Below are 16,276 nucleotides of genomic sequence, written 5' to 3' on the forward strand. Positions count from 1 at the left end.
CCCGGAAGCAGCAAAGCACCGGGATGACATGCGCGCGACTGTCATCGTGCCCGTCCTCAAGAAGGGGCGCGGCGGACGCAGTGCTTCCGACGGCCAGCAGGCTGTCACACGCACGCCGGAAAGCCGCCTTGAAGAGGCGATCGGACTCGCGCAGGCGATCGACCTCGATGTGGTGAACGGCGTCATCGTACCGGTCAACGATCCGCGTCCGGCGACGTTGATGGGTACGGGCAAGCTCGAAGAAATCAAGGCGTCCCTCGACGAGAATGACTCCGGTCTTGTCATCGTCGATCATCCGCTGACGCCGGTTCAGCAGCGCAATCTCGAGAAGGAATGGAACGCCAAGGTCATCGACCGTACCGGCCTCATTCTCGAAATTTTCGGCCGGCGTGCTTCCACCAAGGAAGGTACGCTGCAGGTCGACCTCGCACACCTCAATTACCAGAAGGGCCGGCTGGTTCGCAGCTGGACCCACTTGGAACGCCAGCGCGGTGGTGGCGGCTTCATGGGTGGTCCGGGTGAAACCCAGATCGAAGCCGACCGACGCATGCTGCAGGACCGCATCATCAAGCTCGAGCGGGAGCTTGAGCAGGTGGTGCGCACGCGCCAGCTCCATCGCGCCAAGCGCAAGAAGGTGCCGCACCCGATCGTCGCCCTGGTCGGTTATACCAATGCCGGCAAGTCGACGCTGTTCAACCGCATTACCGGAGCCGGCGTGCTGGCCGAGGACATGCTGTTCGCGACGCTCGATCCGACGCTGCGCCGGATGAAGCTACCGCATGGCCGCACGGTGATTCTCTCCGACACGGTCGGGTTCATTTCGGACCTGCCGACGCATCTCGTGGCAGCCTTCCGCGCGACGCTGGAAGAAGTGTTGGAGGCCGACCTGGTTCTGCACGTTCGTGACATGTCCGATGTCGACAACCAGGCGCAGAGCGCCGACGTGTTGCGTATCCTCAAGGATCTCGGCATCGACGAGGCCGAGGGCGAAAAGCGCATCATCGAGGTCTGGAACAAGATCGATCGTCTCGAGCCGGAAGTGCACGAAGCCATCGTGCAGAAGGCGGAGGGGGTTGCAAATGTCGTTGCTGTTTCCGCTGTCACGGGCGAGGGCATCGATCGCCTGATGAACGAGATCAGCCGCAGGCTTTCCGGTGTGTTGACCGAAACCACGGTCACGTTACCCGTCGACAAGCTTGCTCTGCTGCCGTGGCTCTACGATCACGCTATCATTGACGGTCGCGAGGACATGGAAGACGGCTCGATCACACTCGACGTCCGCCTGTCGGAAACGGAAGCCGCCGAACTAGAGCGTCGCCTGGGCAATGGTCCCAAGGCGCGGCGCGAAGACTGGGAATAGCGACTAGCCGAGCTGACGCTCGATAGCCTTGGCCGCCTGCCAGATCTCTTCCATCCGTTCCAGTGTGGCCGCCTCCAGTGTCTCACCCTCTGCATGAAGAGTCGTTTCGATGTGGCTGAATCGGCGCCGGAACTTTGTATTGGTTCCGCGCAGCGCCTGTTCCGGATCGGCGTTAACGTGCCGCCCGATATTGGCAACGGCGAAGATGAGATCGCCAAGCTCGTCGCTGACCTTTTTCTGATCGCCTTCCTTCAGGGCCACCCGAAGCTCGCCGATCTCTTCCTCGATCTTGTCGAGAATAGGCTCGGGCGCGGACCAGTCGAAGCCGACCTTGGCGGCGCGTTCCTGCAGCTTCAGCGCCTCGGTGAGGGCCGGAAAGCTCCGTTGAACGGAGCCGAGAAAACCAGCCTTGAAATCCTCGGGGATGCCGCGGCTTGCACGCCGTTCGGCACGCTCGCGTTTCTCTGCCTGCTTGATCTCGTCCCATTGCTTCTTCACCGTATCGGGCGTGTCGGCGTCGGAGCGTGCAAAGACATGCGGATGGCGACGGATCATCTTGGCGGTGATTGCCTGCACCACATCCCCGAACGAAAACTCTCCGGCTTCCTCGGCCATGCGTGCGTGGAACACCACCTGCAGAAGCAGGTCGCCGAGCTCGTCGCACAGGTCGCCCATGTCACTACGCTCGATCGCATCGGAGACCTCGTAGGCCTCCTCGATCGTATAGGGCTTGATCGTCTCGAACGTCTGCACGATGTCCCAGGGACATCCGGTATCCGGGTTGCGCAAGGCAGCCATGATCTCGATCAGGCGTGAAATATCCTTTGAAGCTTCCATGGTCACTCAGTTCAGTGGGATATCGTTGTCGCTCTTGGACGACTGGTAGGTGGTGGAGAGGCTGTCGTAGCGCGCTTTGATCCTGGCGGTCTGTGCCTTGAGCGCTGCCTTTACGGCATCGTTCTCCGTTGCCACCAGATCGGCGATGGCAAAGCTGTTCCAGAAGGCATTGCTGCGTCTGTACCCGCCCGGTTCAAGGCCGAAAACCTCCTTCAGGATTTTGAGGTCATGCGGAATCGCGAATGCGTCGCGCGAATCTTCGTGGCTGAAGAAGTAGTAGAAATTATCGAATCCAGCCCAGGTGATTGCCGACATGCACATCGTGCAGGGCTCGTGCGTGGACAGGAAGATCAGATCCTTCGTCGCAGGCTTCTCGCCCAGTTCATAGAACCGTTTCAATGTATGAACTTCGCCGTGCCAGAGCGGGTTCTCCAGCTCGTTGTTCGTTTCGGCAATGACGAGCGAGAGATCCGACTTGCGCAGGATGGCGGCACCGAAAACCTTGTTTCCGAGCGAGACGCCGCGTTCCGTCAGTGGCAGGATATCCTGCTCCATGACATCGAGAAGGCGGGCGGCTATCGTATTGTCAGGCATGGTTTTCTCCTTGATGCTTGTACTTTATCGTTAGCCACGCTGCGGGCAAATGCCCATTTTCGCGGTAAACCTGATTTGTCACAGGCTTTCTGGTGCGCTGCGGTACGTGCAGATGTGATCGCAGCGCCTCACCGGTGACTTTTGCTCAAATCATTGACAAGCCGAGTAAAAGAATACGCGCCTGCGCGGGCTTTCGGATTCCTGTTTCTTCATTTGGCTGGTCGGACAGTGCATATTCCGGCAACTTCGAAATGGATTGATGATGCTTTCCAAGAGTGAACAACTGTCGGTGTTTCCTGCCTTCTTTCGCGTGGAAGGCAAGGTTGCGGCCGTATTCGGCAATGGCGACGAAGCCTTCGCCAAGGTGCGCCTGCTTCTGAACACCCAGGCGCGCATCGTTGCCTATGCCGACAAACCAGACGCTGCCTACCATGCCTATCTGATTGCAAACCGCATCGAGACAGTGCGTGTAAGTTTCGCCGTCGATCAGGTGCGCGGAGCCGCCCTGATTTTTGCCGCGACTGGCGATGGCGCCGAGGATCGTGCGATCGTTGACGCGGCGCGCGCCGAGCGCATCCCGGCCAACGCTGTCGATCAACCCGACTATTGCGACTTCTTCACGCCGGCGCTGGTCAATCGTGCACCGGTCGCCGTGGCAATCGGCACCGAAGGTGCTGGTCCAGTACTGGCGCAGATGATCCGTGCACAAGTCGATCAGTTGCTCGCGCCGTCGCTCGGCCGCCTCGCGCGGCTTGCGATCGGCTACAGAACAACGGTCGAGCGTCTGGTGCCAAAGGGGGCAGCGCGCCGGCTCTTCTGGCGCCGATTCTTTTCCGGCGCTGTTGCGGACGCGGTGGCCAACGAGAATCTGCCGCAGGCAAAGCGGGTGGCCAATGGTCTGCTGCAGTCGCTGGACAAGGTGCAGGGCCATGTCTGGTTGGTGGGAGCCGGCCCCGGTGCCGCGGATCTGCTGACGCTGCGTGCGCAGCGTGTGATGATGGAGGCGGATGTCATCGTCTACGATGCGCTCGTGCCGCAGGAAATCGTCGACATGGGACGGCGGGATGCCGAGCGCCTTTCCGTCGGCAAGCGCAAGGGATGCCACTCTAAGTGCCAGGAAGAAATTAACGATCTGCTGGTCCATCTCGGACGGGAAGGCAAGCGCGTCGTCCGCCTGAAGTCGGGGGATCCGCTCGTCTATGGCCGTGCGGGAGAGGAAATGGCGGCGCTGCGTGTGGCCGGTATTTCCTACGAGGTCGTGCCGGGCATTACCTCGGCATTCGCTGCCGCTGCCGATTTCGAGCTGCCGCTAACGCTGCGTGGCGTCGCATCGTCGCTGGTCTTTACGACAGGTCATGATCTCACAGGCGACGTGCTGCCCGATTGGGCCAGCCTGGCAGTCTCTGGTGCGACCATTGCTGTCTACATGGGACGTACTGTCGCGGCCTCGGTCGCTGAGCGCCTGATGCAGGCCGGCCTTCCGGCGGAAACCACGGTCGCCGTCATCGAGAACGCAAGCCGCCCCGATCGTCGGTTGCTGCATGGTATCCTGCGCGATCTCCCCGATCTGCAGCATCGCGACGAATTGACGGGTCCGGTCATGGTAATTATCGGCGATGCGGTCGCAGGCGCCAATTTCGAACTGTCCGAACCGCTGGTGCGTGAGCGTGCCCGGGTCGAGGAATTTGCAAGGAGCTGATTATGGTAGACAAGGTTCTGACCGCCAACCGATTGACGGATGGCATTGCCGTCTGGCTGAACGCCAACGGCCAATGGGTAACCTCGCTCCAGGATGCGCTCGTTGCCCGCCATGCCGAAGCCGTGGCGGCGCTGGAGGCGATTGGCAAAAAATCCTATGCCGACAACGAGGTCGTGGACGTCGCAGTCGTCGAGGTGCAGGAAACCAATGGCGTTCTCTGGCCACTTCGCCTTCGCGAGCGTATTCGCGCGCAGGGCCCGACCATGGAATATGCGCCGGGCTACAAGCCCGCCGATCCTGAATTCATCGCAGTCTGAGGAAGCAGATGTACCGTTACGACGAATTTGACCACGCCTTTGTCGCCGAGCGCGTCGCGCAGTTCCGCGACCAGGTTCAGCGCCGCCTGTCCGGCGAACTGGCCGAGGACGCGTTCAAGCCGCTGCGCCTGATGAACGGCGTCTATCTGCAGCTTCACGCCTATATGCTGCGTATTGCCATTCCCTACGGCACGCTGAACTCCAAGCAGATGCGCAAGCTGGCGCATGTCGCGCGCACCTATGACCGCGGCTATGGCCACTTCACCACCCGCCAGAACCTGCAGTTCAACTGGCCGAAGCTGTCAGATATGCCCGACGTGCTGGCAGAGCTTGCCACCGTCGAGATGCATGCGATCCAGACATCGGGCAACTGCATCAGAAACGTCACCGCCGACCACTTCGCCGGTGCCGCCGCTGATGAGGTCGCCGATCCGCGCCCATACGCCGAAATTCTGCGCCAGTGGTCGTCCGTTCATCCGGAATTCTCCTTCCTTCCGCGCAAGTTCAAGATCGCCGTCACTGGCGCCGAGCGCGACCGCGCCGCGATCCAGGTCCATGACATCGGCCTGCACCTGAAGAAGAACGACAAGGGCGAGATCGGCTTTGCTGTCTATGTCGGCGGCGGCCAAGGCCGTACGCCGATGATCGCCAAGCTCATCAAGGACTTCCTGCCGGAAGAGGACCTGCTGTCCTACACGACCGCCGTCATGCGCGTGTATAACCTGCACGGCCGCCGCGACAACAAGTACAAGGCTCGCATCAAGATCCTCGTGCATGAAACCGGTGCCGAGGAACTGGCGCGCCAGGTCGAAGTCGAATTCGCTGCGCTCAAGGACACCGAACTGAAGCTGCCGGAAGCCGATGTTGCCGCGATCACCGCTTACTTCGCGCCGCCGGCTCTGCGTCAGCGTGCCGAAGGCTGGGAAAACCTCGCTCGCTGGAAGAAGGCCGACCCGGCGTTCGCCCGTTGGGTGCAGCAAAACGTGCAGCCGCACAAGAACCCCGACTACGGCATGGTGACCATCTCGCTGAAGCCGATCGGCGGCATTCCGGGTGACGCTTCCGACAGCCAGATGGACGCGGTCGCTGATATTGCCGAGGAGTACGCATTCGACGAGATCCGTGTCAGCCACGAGCAGAACCTGATCCTGCCACATGTGGCGCTGGCTGACCTCGAAGCCGTTTATCGCGGCTTGGTCGCCATCGGTCTCGCCGAAGCCAATGCCGGCCTGATCACCGATATCATTGCCTGTCCCGGCTTGGACTACTGCGCGCTCGCCAATGCGCGGTCCATCCCTGTCGCGCAGGAAATCTCCCGCCGTTTCGGCAATCCCGAGCGCCAGGCCGAAATCGGCGAGCTGAAGATCAAGATCTCCGGCTGCATCAACGCCTGCGGCCATCACCATGTCGGCCATATCGGCCTTCTGGGAGTGGAGAAGAAGGGCGCCGAGCTCTATCAGATCACGCTCGGTGGTTCGGGTGACGAGCACACCTCGATCGGCGAAATCATCGGCCGCGGCTTTGAGCCGGAGAAGGTGACGGACGCGATCGAGAAGATCGTCGACACCTATCTCGGCCTGCGCAAGGATCCGTCCGAGATCTTCCTCGATGCCTATCGCCGCGTCGGTCCGCAGCCATTCAAGGATGCGCTCTACGGTTCGGCGGCGGAAGCGGCATAAGGAGAAGACGATGACCAAGATCTGGAGAGAAACCGGCTTCGTCGAAAACGATCCGTGGATAATCGAAACCGAGGAAGTCAAGGCAAGCGAGGGGCAGAAGCCTCTTCTCAGCCTGGACGAGCTGATCGCCAAGGCGGACGAAAGCAATGAGGTCGGCTTCGGCGTTCTGATCAAGCCCGCCGACGACGTCCGCAAGCTCGAACCCTATCTGTACCGGCTGGAACTGGTGGCGGTTGCTTTTCCGGCGTTCAACGACGGCCGCGCCTTCAGCCATGCCTCGCTTTTGCGCGAGCGCCTCGGCTATACCAACGAACTGCGTGCCGTCGGCGACGTGCTGATTGACCAGGTGCCGCACATGCTGCGCTGTGGCATCGACAGCTTCGCGGTGACCAACGAGACTGCGATAAAGCGTCTCAGCGAGAAGCGCCTGCCGGAGATTCCGCATTATTATCAGCCGACTGCGCGTGACGCGGCGCCGGGCAAGAGCTATAGTTGGCGCCGTCAGGCGAAGCCGGCGGCATAAAGCCGGCTCGCCGTTCAGAATTGACGGACGGTGCAATGAAGACTTTCGAAATAGCGGTGATCGGCGGCGGTCTTGCGGGCATGATCGCCGCAGTCTCCCTGGCGCGGGGCGGGCGCAACGTGGCTCTCGTCGCGCCGCCGGCACCGAGGGAAGACCGGCGCACTACCGCCTTGATGGACCAATCCATCCGTTTCCTCGACCGACTGACTCTCTGGGAAAAGCTGAAGCCATCCGCCGCGCCGCTTGCGACGATGCGGATAATCGACGGGACGAATCGCCTCCTTCGGGCTCCGGTCACGACTTTTCGTGCGGCCGAGGTCGGCCTCGAGGCTTTCGGCTACAATTTTCCCAACAAGGCCCTGATGGATGTGCTGGAGGGCGCTGTCGCCACCGAGGGCAACATCACGCGGTTCACCGCCTTCGCTGAAGCGATCGAAGCGACTGCCGATTCCGTCGTGATCACCTTGGCTGATGGTGAAGTGCTGACGGCTGATTTCGCTGTTGGTGCTGATGGTCGCAAGTCGAAGCTGCGCGAAACGGTCGGCATCGATGTGCGCAACTGGTCTTATCCGCAAGCGGCCATGGTCCTGAACTTCGGTCATTCGCTGCGGCACGAGAACATCTCGACCGAATTTCATACAGAAAGCGGCCCGTTTACGCAGGTCCCGCTGCCCGGCAATCGCTCAAGCCTTGTCTGGGTGCAGAACCCCTCGGATGCGGATGCTCGCAATGAACTCTCGCTGGTGGAGTTGAGCAATGTCGTCGAGGAGCGAATGCAGTCGTTGCTTGGCAAGGTGACCGTCGAGGAGGGGGGGCAGATCTGGCCGCTTTCCGGGATGATGGCGCACCGTTCGGGCAAAGGTCGCGTGGCGTTGATCGGGGAGGCGGCCCATGTCTTCCCACCGATCGGCGCGCAGGGCCTGAATCTCAGCCTGCGCGATGTCATCGTCTTGACTGATATTCTCTGCACGCGTCCCGAACTGCCGATTGCCGCCGATGCCGGCAACCAGTTCGATCGCAAGCGTCGCATGGATATCATGACGCGCACCACCAGCGTCGACCTGCTCAACCGGTCTTTGTTGTCGGATTTCCTTCCGGTTCAGGTGTTGCGCGCGGCGGGCCTTCATATCCTTTCGGCGTTTCCACCCTTGCGCAACCTCGTGATGCGCGAAGGGATCGAGCCCGGTCGCGGGCTTCGCGATATCCCGGCAGCGATCCAGGAAAAGCTAGGCCGGAAGAAAGCCTGACTTTATCGCGATCAGGAAGACGGAAACGGTCACCACCGACAGCGTCGTGGTGATCAAGATCGTCGCCGATGCGCGTTCCTGCCAGACGCCATATTGCTGGCCGATGACGAAGACATTCGTAGCGGTCGGCAACGCCGCGAGCAGCACCGCGGCGTAGACCCAAACCGGATCGAAGCCGCCGACTGCCTTCAGCGCAAGGAAAACGACGAGCGGATGAATAATCAGCTTGGCGGGAACGATATAGCCGATTTCCGCCGGTATGCGCCGGAGCGGGCGCAAAGCGAGGGTGACACCCATGGCAAACAGCGCGCACGGCGCGGCCGCCTGGGCGAGGTGGTCGACAAAGCGCTGGAAGGCGAGCGGCTGGGCGACGCCAGAGGCCGCTGCGACGAACCCGAGGGCCGTGGACAGGATAAACGGGTGGAGTGCGACCTTGCGCGCGATATCGATGATCAGTTGTCGCCGTGAACGCTGGTCATCGCCGGCCGCCGCCATCAGCGCCGGTGCCACGACGAAATGGAGTGCGTTTTCCAGGCATACGATGAGGGCGACCGGTACGGCCGCACCTTCTCCCAGCGCCAGCAACGCCAACCCCGGTCCCATATATCCGATGTTGCCGTAGGCCCCGGCAAACGACTGGATCGTGCAGTCCGCAAGCGAGTTGCCGCGCACCCATCGGCCGATCGCAAAGAGCGCGATGAAGATCGAGTATGTGGCCGCCAGGTCCGTCGCGATGAAATCGATCCGCGTGAGATCCTCGAAGGGTGTTCTCGAAACCAGCTTGAAGAAGAGCGCGGGCAGGGCGGCGTAGATGATGAAGGTGTTCAACCAGCCAAGCGCCTCGGCCGGCTGCTTTGTTACCTTTGCCGTGACGTAACCGATAAGGATCAGGCCGAAGAAGGGCAGGAGAAGACTGACGATATCGGCCAATTTCTATTCCGGGACAAGCGCGCCAAATGTCGGTTTCCATTCGGCGCGTGTTGAATCAAAGGGTTATCTCGGGGTGGCAGGATACATGGCGCTTTTCGGTTCCGAAATGGCGGAATCGCCCGAAACGGTACGCTCTCCTGCAGGCAGGCGGCCAGTTCAAGCCGCCTTGTCGGCCAGCATTGCGACAAGCACGTCGGTTTGCGAGACGATGCCGACGATTTTCCCGTCGTCGCCGGTTACTGGCAGGTAGTGCAAGCCATCGCCAGCCAGCCGCACGACCGCATCGGATAGCGACGTCTCCGGCGAGACGGTACGCACGGGGGCCGTCATGATGTCCCTTACGATGCCTGATGGTGCCCTGCCGTTCGCCATCGACAGGCGGACTCTCTGCCGGAAGCCGATGGCCGGCGTTCCGTTCTTCCAGCTTGTCTTGTCTAGGATATCGGTCTGCGTGACGATGCCGACGACCCGCGCGGTGTCGTCGGTCACCGGGAGCGCTTTGATATGGTGGAGCTGCAGGAGCTCGAGTGCGTGTCTGAGCGAGTCGTCAGGCGACACTGCGATCACGTCGCGGGACATCACGTCCCCGCATGTCGTCGTTCCGCCGCGCCGGGCATAGGACCTCAACTCAGTCCGCCGCAGGATATCGGCCAAGTCCTCGCGGTCGATGTCGATGATCTCATCATATTCCTTCAGGACTTCGTCGAGGTCTTCGGCTCTGAAGCCAATACGCTCGATGGGCGGCTGGTCTGTCGTCTTGTGGTCCGCCGGGTGACGCTTCAATGAATGCGGATAGGGCCTGCCCGTCATGTTGTTGAAGGCGACGGCGAGCACCAGAAGCAAGATCGAATTTCCGGCCACTGGCCAGATGACGTAGCCGTAGCCGAGTTCGCGGATTGCTGGACCGCCAAGGATCGCTGTCAATGCGATGGCTCCACTCGGCGGATGAAGGCACCGGAAGGCCATCATCAGCGCGATCGCGAGCCCGACTGCGATTGCCGAAGCCACGATCAGGTTCGGAAACAGGAGGCCGACCGTGACGCCGGTGAGAGCTGCGATGATGTTCCCGCCAATCAGTGACCACGGCTGGGCCAAGGGACTAGAGGGTACCGCGAAAAGCAGAACTGCAGACGCGCCCATTGGCGCGATCAGGGCGGGCAGATGCGAACCGACCCCGACGGCCGCCGCTGCTAGAGCGCCGGTCGCCAGGATGCCGAGGGTTGCTCCAAGCCCGGAACGGAGCCGCTCCGTGACGCTGATAGTGGACGCGACGGGAATAAGCGATCTGAGGATTGAGTACATACTGGAGGCCGTAAATGGAGACAGAAGAAAGGAGTCAGGCCGTCGCTGACGGTAGATCAGGAAGAGCAAGAAGGTTTCGAAGGGGAACGGATGGTCGCGTAAGATCCGCGAGCGTGTATCCGTCCAGTACATCAAGAAAGGCGGCAGCCGCGGCGGCGAGCGCCCGCTTGAGAACGCAGGCGGGCTGGATGGCGCAAACCCTTCCTGCTCCTTCTTCCAGACAGGGGACGATGGCGAAGTCCGGCTCCGAGGCGCGCACAATGTCGCCAATGCCGATCTTGCTGGCGTCGCGCGCAAGCCGCATGCCGCCCTGTCGCCCGCGCACCGTCTCGATGAACCCCTTGAGGCCGAGTTCGTGCGTGATCTTCATGAGATGTGCCTTGGAAATATCGTAGGCGTCGGCGATCTCCGAGATCGTCGAGAGGCGCTCGCCGTTGAGCGCAAGATACATCATCAGCCGCAGGGCATAGTCTGAATAGACGGTCAGGCGCATATTGGTCTCGTCGAGTGGCCGGCTTAGTTCCTCTTATAAGATATCTGGTGAATGATTCAATTGCCGGGCGGGCCCCAGCTCCCGCCCGGCAATCGTTCAGGCTGCTGCGAGATCGTCAGCTGGCCCGAAGAATTCGAAATGGATCCGCTCGGCAGGTACCCCCGCCTTCGACAGTCCATTGACGAGAACCGCCAGGAAAGGTTTCGGTCCGCAGAGGTAGTAGTCGGCCTCGTGGATGGGGGTATTCTCGGCGAGCCAGTCGACCGTGATGAAGCCGTCATGGTCGAAATGGACGCCGCGTTGGTCGCGTTCGTGCGGCGTGCCGTAAAATGTCGTGGTCTTCATATGCGGGCGCCCGTTGGTCAGACTGCGGACATGCGCGCCCATGGCATGAACGCGGCCGTCCTGCGCTCCATGGATATAGTGAACGGGCTGCGCGACGCCGCTATCGACAATCGTTTCGAGCATGCTGACCATCGGCGTGAAGCCGACGCCGCCACTCAGAAGCACGATCGGCCGCTCCGGGCGTTCCGGCAGATGGAAGTCGCCGGCCGGAGGCGAGACTTCGATGACGTCGCCTTCGTTGACGCGGTCGTGAAGGTGCGTCGAGACCGCGCCGTTCGCCTCGCGCTTCACCGAGATCCGATACTCGGTGCCATTGGGGGATGACGAAATGCTGTAGTTGCGCCTGAGCGCGGGCCGGCCGGGCACATCGATCTTGAAGGTCAGGTACTGGCCGGGCCGATGGCCAACGACGGGTCCGCCATCGGCAGGCTTCAGCACGAAGGAGGTGATGATGTCGCTCTCCCGGTGCTTGGCCGTGATCACGAACGTCCGCCAACCGTTCCAGCCGCCTTCCGACGAGTTCAGGTGATCGTAGATCTGCCTTTCACGGCCGATCAGGATATCGGCGAGGAACCAGTAGGCTTCGCCCCATGCCGCGAGAATGTCGTCGGTCGCCGCATCGCCGAGCACATCCTTGATTGCGCCCAGCAGCGCGGTCGCGACATGGGGGTAGTGCTCCGGAAGGATGTGCAGGCCGACATGCTTCTGCGCGATACGTTCGACCGCCGGCCCAAGGACAGCCAGATTGTCGATGTTCTGAGCGTAGGCAAGGATCGCTTGAGCCAACGCCTTCGTCTGGCGCCCGTCTTCCCCCTGGTTGGACTGGTTGAACAGTTCGCGCACGGCGGGATCCTGGAAGAGCCGCTTATACATGGCCGCGGTAATGGTCGTGCCGTGCGCCGCAAGCGCGGGCACGGTCGCCCGTACGATCGACTTGGTCTTTTCGCTCAATGTGTCCGACATGATGATCTCCATTCTGGCTGTATTGGTCGGTGGCCAACGTCTATGCCCATAAAGATACATCTACAATATATGTTTTAACCTAAAGCGTTTGTTGCGCCGTTCTGTCGCACTGATTGATGGAGTGATGATCACGGTGGCCCGACGATGCTCCGGTGCCGATGGGAATGGCCGTCCGAAGACGGTGCTGGCTAGCCGATTTTCATCAGGATCGGGAAAGTCTGTTGAAACCAGATAGCGGCGTCGCTGACAAATCCGAACATGAAGGCGAGTCCGGTGAGGACTAGGAAGATGCCCATGACCTTTTCCACTGTCCCCAGATGGCGGCGAAAACGCGCGAGAAAGCCCATGAAGGCGCCGGAAAAGCCGGCCGCGATCCAGAACGGAATGGCGAGCCCGAGGGAATAGACAGCCAGCAACCCCGCGCCGGATCCGACGGTCTCGCGCGATGCTGCAACGCCGAGGATTGCACCGAGCACTGGTCCGATACAGGGCGTCCAGCCAAAGGCAAAAGCCAGACCCATCACATAGGCGCCTGTCAGTGTCGCAGGCTTGCCGCTGCCCTGGAAACGAGCTTCGCGGGCGAGCAGCCCGATCCGGAACAGGCCGAGGAAGTTCAGGCCCATGATGATGATGATGAGGCCGCCGATCTTTGCCAGCAGGTCGAGATGCTGGCGAAGCGCCATGCCGATGCTGGATGCCCCGGCGCCGAGCGCGACGAAGACCGTGGCAAAGCCAAGCGTGAAAAACAGCGCTGAGAACAGCACGCCGCGCCGCACATCGGGTGAGACCACCACTGCGCCGCCGCCGCGAAACTGCTCGACTGAGATACCGGCCATGTAACAGAGGTAGGGCGGCACCAGAGGCAAGACGCACGGCGACAGGAATGACAGCGCACCGGCAATCAAAGCGCTCAACAAGGAAATATCGGCAATCGACACGCAGTCTCTCCGGCGGCAGGCAATAATGCCGGAAATCCTACCGCAGCCGACCCCATCTCGCCAATCACCTTTTCGCGCGGATACTGGCGATCCGGGAAACGGCCAGCTGGCGGACGTTAATTTTCTGGAAATTCGGAAAGCCTAATCTCGGACCATGCGAATAAGCACGATTACGAACTGGGCCTATGGCGTCACAGTGGTCCTGACGGTTCTGTCGGGCGGTGCGTTCATGCTGTCTGCCTACAGCGCAACGCGGGAACGGACGGCTGTCGAGGAGCATCTCGCGCTTGATTCGCTCGGCGAGGAGCTGGCGCTTGGCGCCGAAGAGAGAACGGATGAAGCCCGTCTCTATGTCATGCGGGGCGACACCCGTCACCTTGAAGCATTCCAGGGCCGCGAGGGCGAGGAGCGGCGGCGCGAAGCAGCAATCAAGGACATACGCGAATGGGGTGCAGCGCCTGCGGAGCATGCCGCTCTCGACGCCGTGGAGCAGGATGCAGACGCCTTGGACAAGATCGAGGCTGCCGCCATATCCGCTTACCAGGGCGGTGATCAGGCTGATGCGCGACAGAGCTTGTTCGGTCCGGAGCACGATCGGCTTCAAACCTCGCTGCTCGGCAATGTGACCCGCTTTCGCGAGTTGACCAACGCGCGCACGCAAGCCGCCATGAAAGACGCTCAGTCGACGAGCGACTGGTGGGGCCTTGTGGCCAAGGCGCTGCTGGCGGTCACCGCGGCCCTCTTTCTCAGTGTGCTCTATTTCATCCTGAGGCGGCGGGTCGCCATGCCGCTCATGCGGATGACCGGCATCGTCAGCCGATTGGCGAAACAGGACTACGACGTCGAAGTGCCCCTTGATCGCCGACGCGATGAGATCGGCGAGATGAATGAAGCGATCCATGTGTTTCGCGTAAACGGCCTCGAGCGCGATCGGCTGGATGCCGAACGCCGGCAGGATCAGCTGACCAAGGATCTGATCCTGCAGATGTTGCACCGATTACAGGCCTGCCAGACGCAAGGCGAACTTGCGGAGGTCGTGGCTCTCTTCGCGCCACAGATCTTCCCCGATCTGGCGGGCCACCTCTACATCATGAACGAAAGCCGGCTGGCGCTGACATCCGTTGCCACATGGCTGGATCCGCAGCGCTCCGAACCCGCATTTCCGGCGAGCGCCTGCTGGGGGCTGCGTCGCGGTCGCCCGCATGTCAGCGCGGGCGCGCACAGCGATATCAGCTGCCAGCATCTGGATGAAGCCGAAACGGCGGGGCTCTGTGTGCCGTTGACGGCGCAGGGTGACGTCATCGGGCTCCTCTACTTCGAGGAGCGGCCTCCGGCCGAGTTGGCCGCCGAGGCCTCGCGTCTCTATCTCGAGTTGATTGCCGAGAACGTGGGTCTCGCCATGGCAAACCTGCAGATGCGCGACAGGTTGACGAACCTGTCGACCCGCGATGCGCTCACCGGATTGTTCAATCGTCGCTCGCTGGATGAGGATTTGAACCGTCATGCGCGGACCGAGGCCAACGAGCAGTTGGCCTGCATGATGATCGACATCGATCACTTCAAACGCTTCAATGACGAATTCGGTCATGACGCGGGCGATGAAGTCATGCGCTATGTCGCCCGAATCCTTGTTGATACGGTTGGCGACCTCGGACGCGCCTATCGATTTGGCGGCGAGGAGTTCACGATATTGCTGCCGGGAGCCAGCGACGCGGAGGCGCTTTTGCTGGCTGAGCGCGTGCGGGAAACCATTCGCAGTGCTCCGCTGTCGCACCGCGGCCGGATCCTTGGCTCCGTTTCCGTGTCGATCGGTCTTGCAGCGGCAAAGGGTAAGGGGCCGGTGGGGTCGCTTTTGACGCGCGCCGATGCGGCTCTGCTGGAGGCCAAGTCACTCGGACGAAACATGACCGTGGTGGGTGCCGCGCCCAACGAAGGCGACAAGATGCGCGGCTCAGTCTGATACGCGTTATCTTCGGGGCGCGGACCCAAGGCGAACAAGCACTTCATCCGGTATCGCGTAGCGCTGGATGACGTCGCGGCTGTTGCGCAATCCGCAGATCTCTCGCTGAACGAAGAGCGCCCAGACGGCATCGCATGCCTTGCCTACGAGGATGGAGCGCTCTGCATCGTCTTGCCGCGTGCCGTCCCATGCCTTCAGATCCGCCAGCGCTGACTCGGCCTTTCGGCCGTGGCGGCCTAGAGAATCCGCCCGTTCGGACATCAGCTCATATTCAAGGACGTTGAAGCCGCTTTCAACCGAGAAGGGCTGTCTCAACGATTGCGGCGGGCGAAAGGTCATCACGATCATCCTTGAGCGGGCTTCCAAAAACTATTGGTATCGGCGGTTCGAGTAAAGCCGGGAAGAGGCGGGTGGGGAACGGCGGCTGTCGCGACGAGGAAACAAATTCGGCGTCCCGGTGTTATCGAAGATCACAGGAGAGAGATCAATGGTAACCCGTTTCGACAGTTCCGGCGCCCACGACGATTGCTGTGCGGCGGGGCATAGCGCGTCATCCACAAAGGCATCGGTCACTGCAGCGCTCGCGGCCGACGCCTCGCTTGTGAGCGAGGAAATAGAAGTCCGCGTTCTTGGCCCGGTCGTTGTTCTCGAAGGATACGTCGCGATTCGAAGCGACAGGGAGAAGGCGGTCCGCGTGGCCGAAGCGATCGTCGGCCTTGGCAATGTGCAGGACCGGATGCTCTGCCGCAATATCGTGCAGTAGGTTGGTGGTCGGGTCTTGTTAATGTGGCGTTAAGCTTGCCGGTGCAACTGTCTCCGCCTGCTGGGTGGCGCTGAACGGCGCTTAGCTCGATTGGAGACACAATGAATAGACTAATCCATTCTGCAGTCGCTGTGGCCTTGGCCGTTGGCAGCATTGCAGCATCGACCGGGAGCGCGATGGCGCAGTGGCGTGATAATCGGCCGCCGCCGCCCAGACACTACCACCACCATGACAACGGTTCGGCTATTGCCGGGGGTCTGGCTGCAGGCGTGATTGGCGGTATCATCGGCGGTGCCATCGTCAATAGCTGTCTCTTATACACATCT

At 61.4% G+C, this 16,276-nt stretch carries 16 protein-coding genes; 8 read left to right on the forward strand and 8 right to left on the reverse strand.

Annotated elements, in window-relative coordinates:
• Positions 1-28: 28 nt before the first annotated feature.
• On the forward strand, positions 29-1,360 hold the full coding sequence (gene hflX / locus A6U87_RS26795) for a GTPase HflX (protein ID WP_065694353.1): 1,332 nt from the start codon (positions 29-31) through the stop codon (positions 1,358-1,360).
• A 3-nt stretch (positions 1,361-1,363) separates the two neighbouring features.
• On the opposite strand, the gene mazG is transcribed toward hflX, so the two are convergent.
• Positions 1,364-2,197: a nucleoside triphosphate pyrophosphohydrolase gene (mazG, locus tag A6U87_RS26800; protein ID WP_065694354.1), complete on the reverse strand. Its 834-nt coding sequence runs from the start codon at positions 2,195-2,197 to the stop codon at positions 1,364-1,366.
• A gap of 6 nt (positions 2,198-2,203) precedes the next feature.
• Positions 2,204-2,791: a deaminase gene (locus A6U87_RS26805; RefSeq protein WP_065694355.1), complete on the reverse strand. Its 588-nt coding sequence runs from the start codon at positions 2,789-2,791 to the stop codon at positions 2,204-2,206.
• A gap of 262 nt (positions 2,792-3,053) precedes the next feature.
• On the opposite strand from A6U87_RS26805, the gene cysG reads away from it, so the two are divergent.
• From cysG to A6U87_RS26830, 5 genes are read left to right on the forward strand one after another with little or no spacing between them, the layout of a single operon-like run.
• Positions 3,054-4,490 carry a siroheme synthase CysG gene (cysG, locus tag A6U87_RS26810; RefSeq protein WP_065694381.1) on the forward strand — a complete coding sequence of 479 codons (1,437 nt, stop codon included), beginning with the start codon at positions 3,054-3,056 and terminating at the stop codon, positions 4,488-4,490.
• 2 nt (positions 4,491-4,492) lie between these two features.
• Positions 4,493-4,807 (forward strand): DUF2849 domain-containing protein, encoded by a 315-nt coding sequence (locus tag A6U87_RS26815; RefSeq protein ID WP_065694356.1) that lies wholly within the window; start codon positions 4,493-4,495, stop codon positions 4,805-4,807.
• Positions 4,808-4,815: 8 nt separating this feature from the next.
• On the forward strand, positions 4,816-6,486 hold the full coding sequence (locus A6U87_RS26820) for a nitrite/sulfite reductase (RefSeq protein ID WP_065694357.1): 1,671 nt from the start codon (positions 4,816-4,818) through the stop codon (positions 6,484-6,486).
• Positions 6,487-6,496: 10 nt separating this feature from the next.
• Positions 6,497-7,009, forward strand: coding sequence for a DUF934 domain-containing protein (locus A6U87_RS26825; protein ID WP_065694358.1), 513 nt, complete (start codon positions 6,497-6,499; stop codon positions 7,007-7,009).
• A gap of 35 nt (positions 7,010-7,044) precedes the next feature.
• Positions 7,045-8,256, forward strand: coding sequence for a UbiH/UbiF family hydroxylase (locus A6U87_RS26830; protein ID WP_065694382.1), 1,212 nt, complete (start codon positions 7,045-7,047; stop codon positions 8,254-8,256).
• Here A6U87_RS26830 and A6U87_RS26835 read toward each other — a convergent pair.
• The 5 genes from A6U87_RS26835 to A6U87_RS26855 form a co-directional block, all read right to left on the reverse strand.
• The gene (locus A6U87_RS26835) at positions 8,236-9,186 is read right to left on the reverse strand and encodes an AEC family transporter (protein ID WP_065694359.1); all 951 of its coding nucleotides are present in this window, start codon (positions 9,184-9,186) and stop codon (positions 8,236-8,238) included. The genes A6U87_RS26830 and A6U87_RS26835 overlap by 21 nt on opposite strands.
• 156 nt (positions 9,187-9,342) lie before the next feature.
• Entirely contained in the window at positions 9,343-10,488 is a 1,146-nt protein-coding gene (locus A6U87_RS26840; protein ID WP_065694360.1) for an HPP family protein, read from the reverse strand.
• 34 nt (positions 10,489-10,522) lie between these two features.
• A complete protein-coding gene (locus A6U87_RS26845) occupies positions 10,523-10,981 on the reverse strand; it encodes an Rrf2 family transcriptional regulator (protein WP_065694361.1) in 459 nt (152 codons plus the stop codon).
• A 96-nt stretch (positions 10,982-11,077) separates the two neighbouring features.
• Positions 11,078-12,289 carry an NO-inducible flavohemoprotein gene (hmpA, locus tag A6U87_RS26850; protein WP_065694362.1) on the reverse strand — a complete coding sequence of 404 codons (1,212 nt, stop codon included), beginning with the start codon at positions 12,287-12,289 and terminating at the stop codon, positions 11,078-11,080.
• 188 nt (positions 12,290-12,477) lie between these two features.
• Positions 12,478-13,227 carry a cytochrome c biogenesis CcdA family protein gene (locus A6U87_RS26855; RefSeq protein WP_065694363.1) on the reverse strand — a complete coding sequence of 250 codons (750 nt, stop codon included), beginning with the start codon at positions 13,225-13,227 and terminating at the stop codon, positions 12,478-12,480.
• 154 nt (positions 13,228-13,381) lie between these two features.
• Here A6U87_RS26855 and A6U87_RS26860 point away from each other — a divergent pair, with 154 nt between their 5' ends.
• Complete coding sequence (locus tag A6U87_RS26860; RefSeq protein ID WP_065694364.1) at positions 13,382-15,187, forward strand: diguanylate cyclase; 1,806 nt, start codon at positions 13,382-13,384, stop codon at positions 15,185-15,187.
• 6 nt (positions 15,188-15,193) lie between these two features.
• On the opposite strand, the gene A6U87_RS26865 is transcribed toward A6U87_RS26860, so the two are convergent.
• On the reverse strand, positions 15,194-15,526 hold the full coding sequence (locus tag A6U87_RS26865; protein WP_065694383.1) for a DUF6665 family protein: 333 nt from the start codon (positions 15,524-15,526) through the stop codon (positions 15,194-15,196).
• Between the two features lie 148 nt (positions 15,527-15,674).
• On the opposite strand from A6U87_RS26865, the gene A6U87_RS26870 reads away from it, so the two are divergent.
• Positions 15,675-15,950 (forward strand): BON domain-containing protein, encoded by a 276-nt coding sequence (locus A6U87_RS26870; RefSeq protein ID WP_065694365.1) that lies wholly within the window; start codon positions 15,675-15,677, stop codon positions 15,948-15,950.
• Positions 15,951-16,276: the final 326 nt, after the last annotated feature.

The organism is Rhizobium sp. AC44/96 (assembly GCF_001692185.1).
Taxonomy (GTDB): Bacteria; Pseudomonadota; Alphaproteobacteria; order Rhizobiales; family Rhizobiaceae; genus Rhizobium.

Excerpts from the sequence above, each read along its gene's own strand:
- hflX (WP_065694353.1), top strand. The coding sequence starts at position 29 with ATGCGCGCGACTGTCATCGTGCCCGTCCTCAAGAAGGGGCGCGGCGGA.
- mazG (WP_065694354.1), bottom strand. The coding sequence starts at position 2,197 with ATGGAAGCTTCAAAGGATATTTCACGCCTGATCGAGATCATGGCTGCC.
- A6U87_RS26805 (WP_065694355.1), bottom strand. The coding sequence starts at position 2,791 with ATGCCTGACAATACGATAGCCGCCCGCCTTCTCGATGTCATGGAGCAG.
- cysG (WP_065694381.1), top strand. The coding sequence starts at position 3,054 with ATGCTTTCCAAGAGTGAACAACTGTCGGTGTTTCCTGCCTTCTTTCGC.
- A6U87_RS26815 (WP_065694356.1), top strand. The coding sequence starts at position 4,493 with ATGGTAGACAAGGTTCTGACCGCCAACCGATTGACGGATGGCATTGCC.
- A6U87_RS26820 (WP_065694357.1), top strand. The coding sequence starts at position 4,816 with ATGTACCGTTACGACGAATTTGACCACGCCTTTGTCGCCGAGCGCGTC.
- A6U87_RS26825 (WP_065694358.1), top strand. The coding sequence starts at position 6,497 with ATGACCAAGATCTGGAGAGAAACCGGCTTCGTCGAAAACGATCCGTGG.
- A6U87_RS26830 (WP_065694382.1), top strand. The coding sequence starts at position 7,045 with ATGAAGACTTTCGAAATAGCGGTGATCGGCGGCGGTCTTGCGGGCATG.
- A6U87_RS26840 (WP_065694360.1), bottom strand. The coding sequence starts at position 10,488 with ATGTACTCAATCCTCAGATCGCTTATTCCCGTCGCGTCCACTATCAGC.
- A6U87_RS26845 (WP_065694361.1), bottom strand. The coding sequence starts at position 10,981 with ATGCGCCTGACCGTCTATTCAGACTATGCCCTGCGGCTGATGATGTAT.
- hmpA (WP_065694362.1), bottom strand. The coding sequence starts at position 12,289 with ATGTCGGACACATTGAGCGAAAAGACCAAGTCGATCGTACGGGCGACC.
- A6U87_RS26860 (WP_065694364.1), top strand. The coding sequence starts at position 13,382 with ATGCGAATAAGCACGATTACGAACTGGGCCTATGGCGTCACAGTGGTC.
- A6U87_RS26865 (WP_065694383.1), bottom strand. The coding sequence starts at position 15,526 with ATGACCTTTCGCCCGCCGCAATCGTTGAGACAGCCCTTCTCGGTTGAA.
- A6U87_RS26870 (WP_065694365.1), top strand. The coding sequence starts at position 15,675 with ATGGTAACCCGTTTCGACAGTTCCGGCGCCCACGACGATTGCTGTGCG.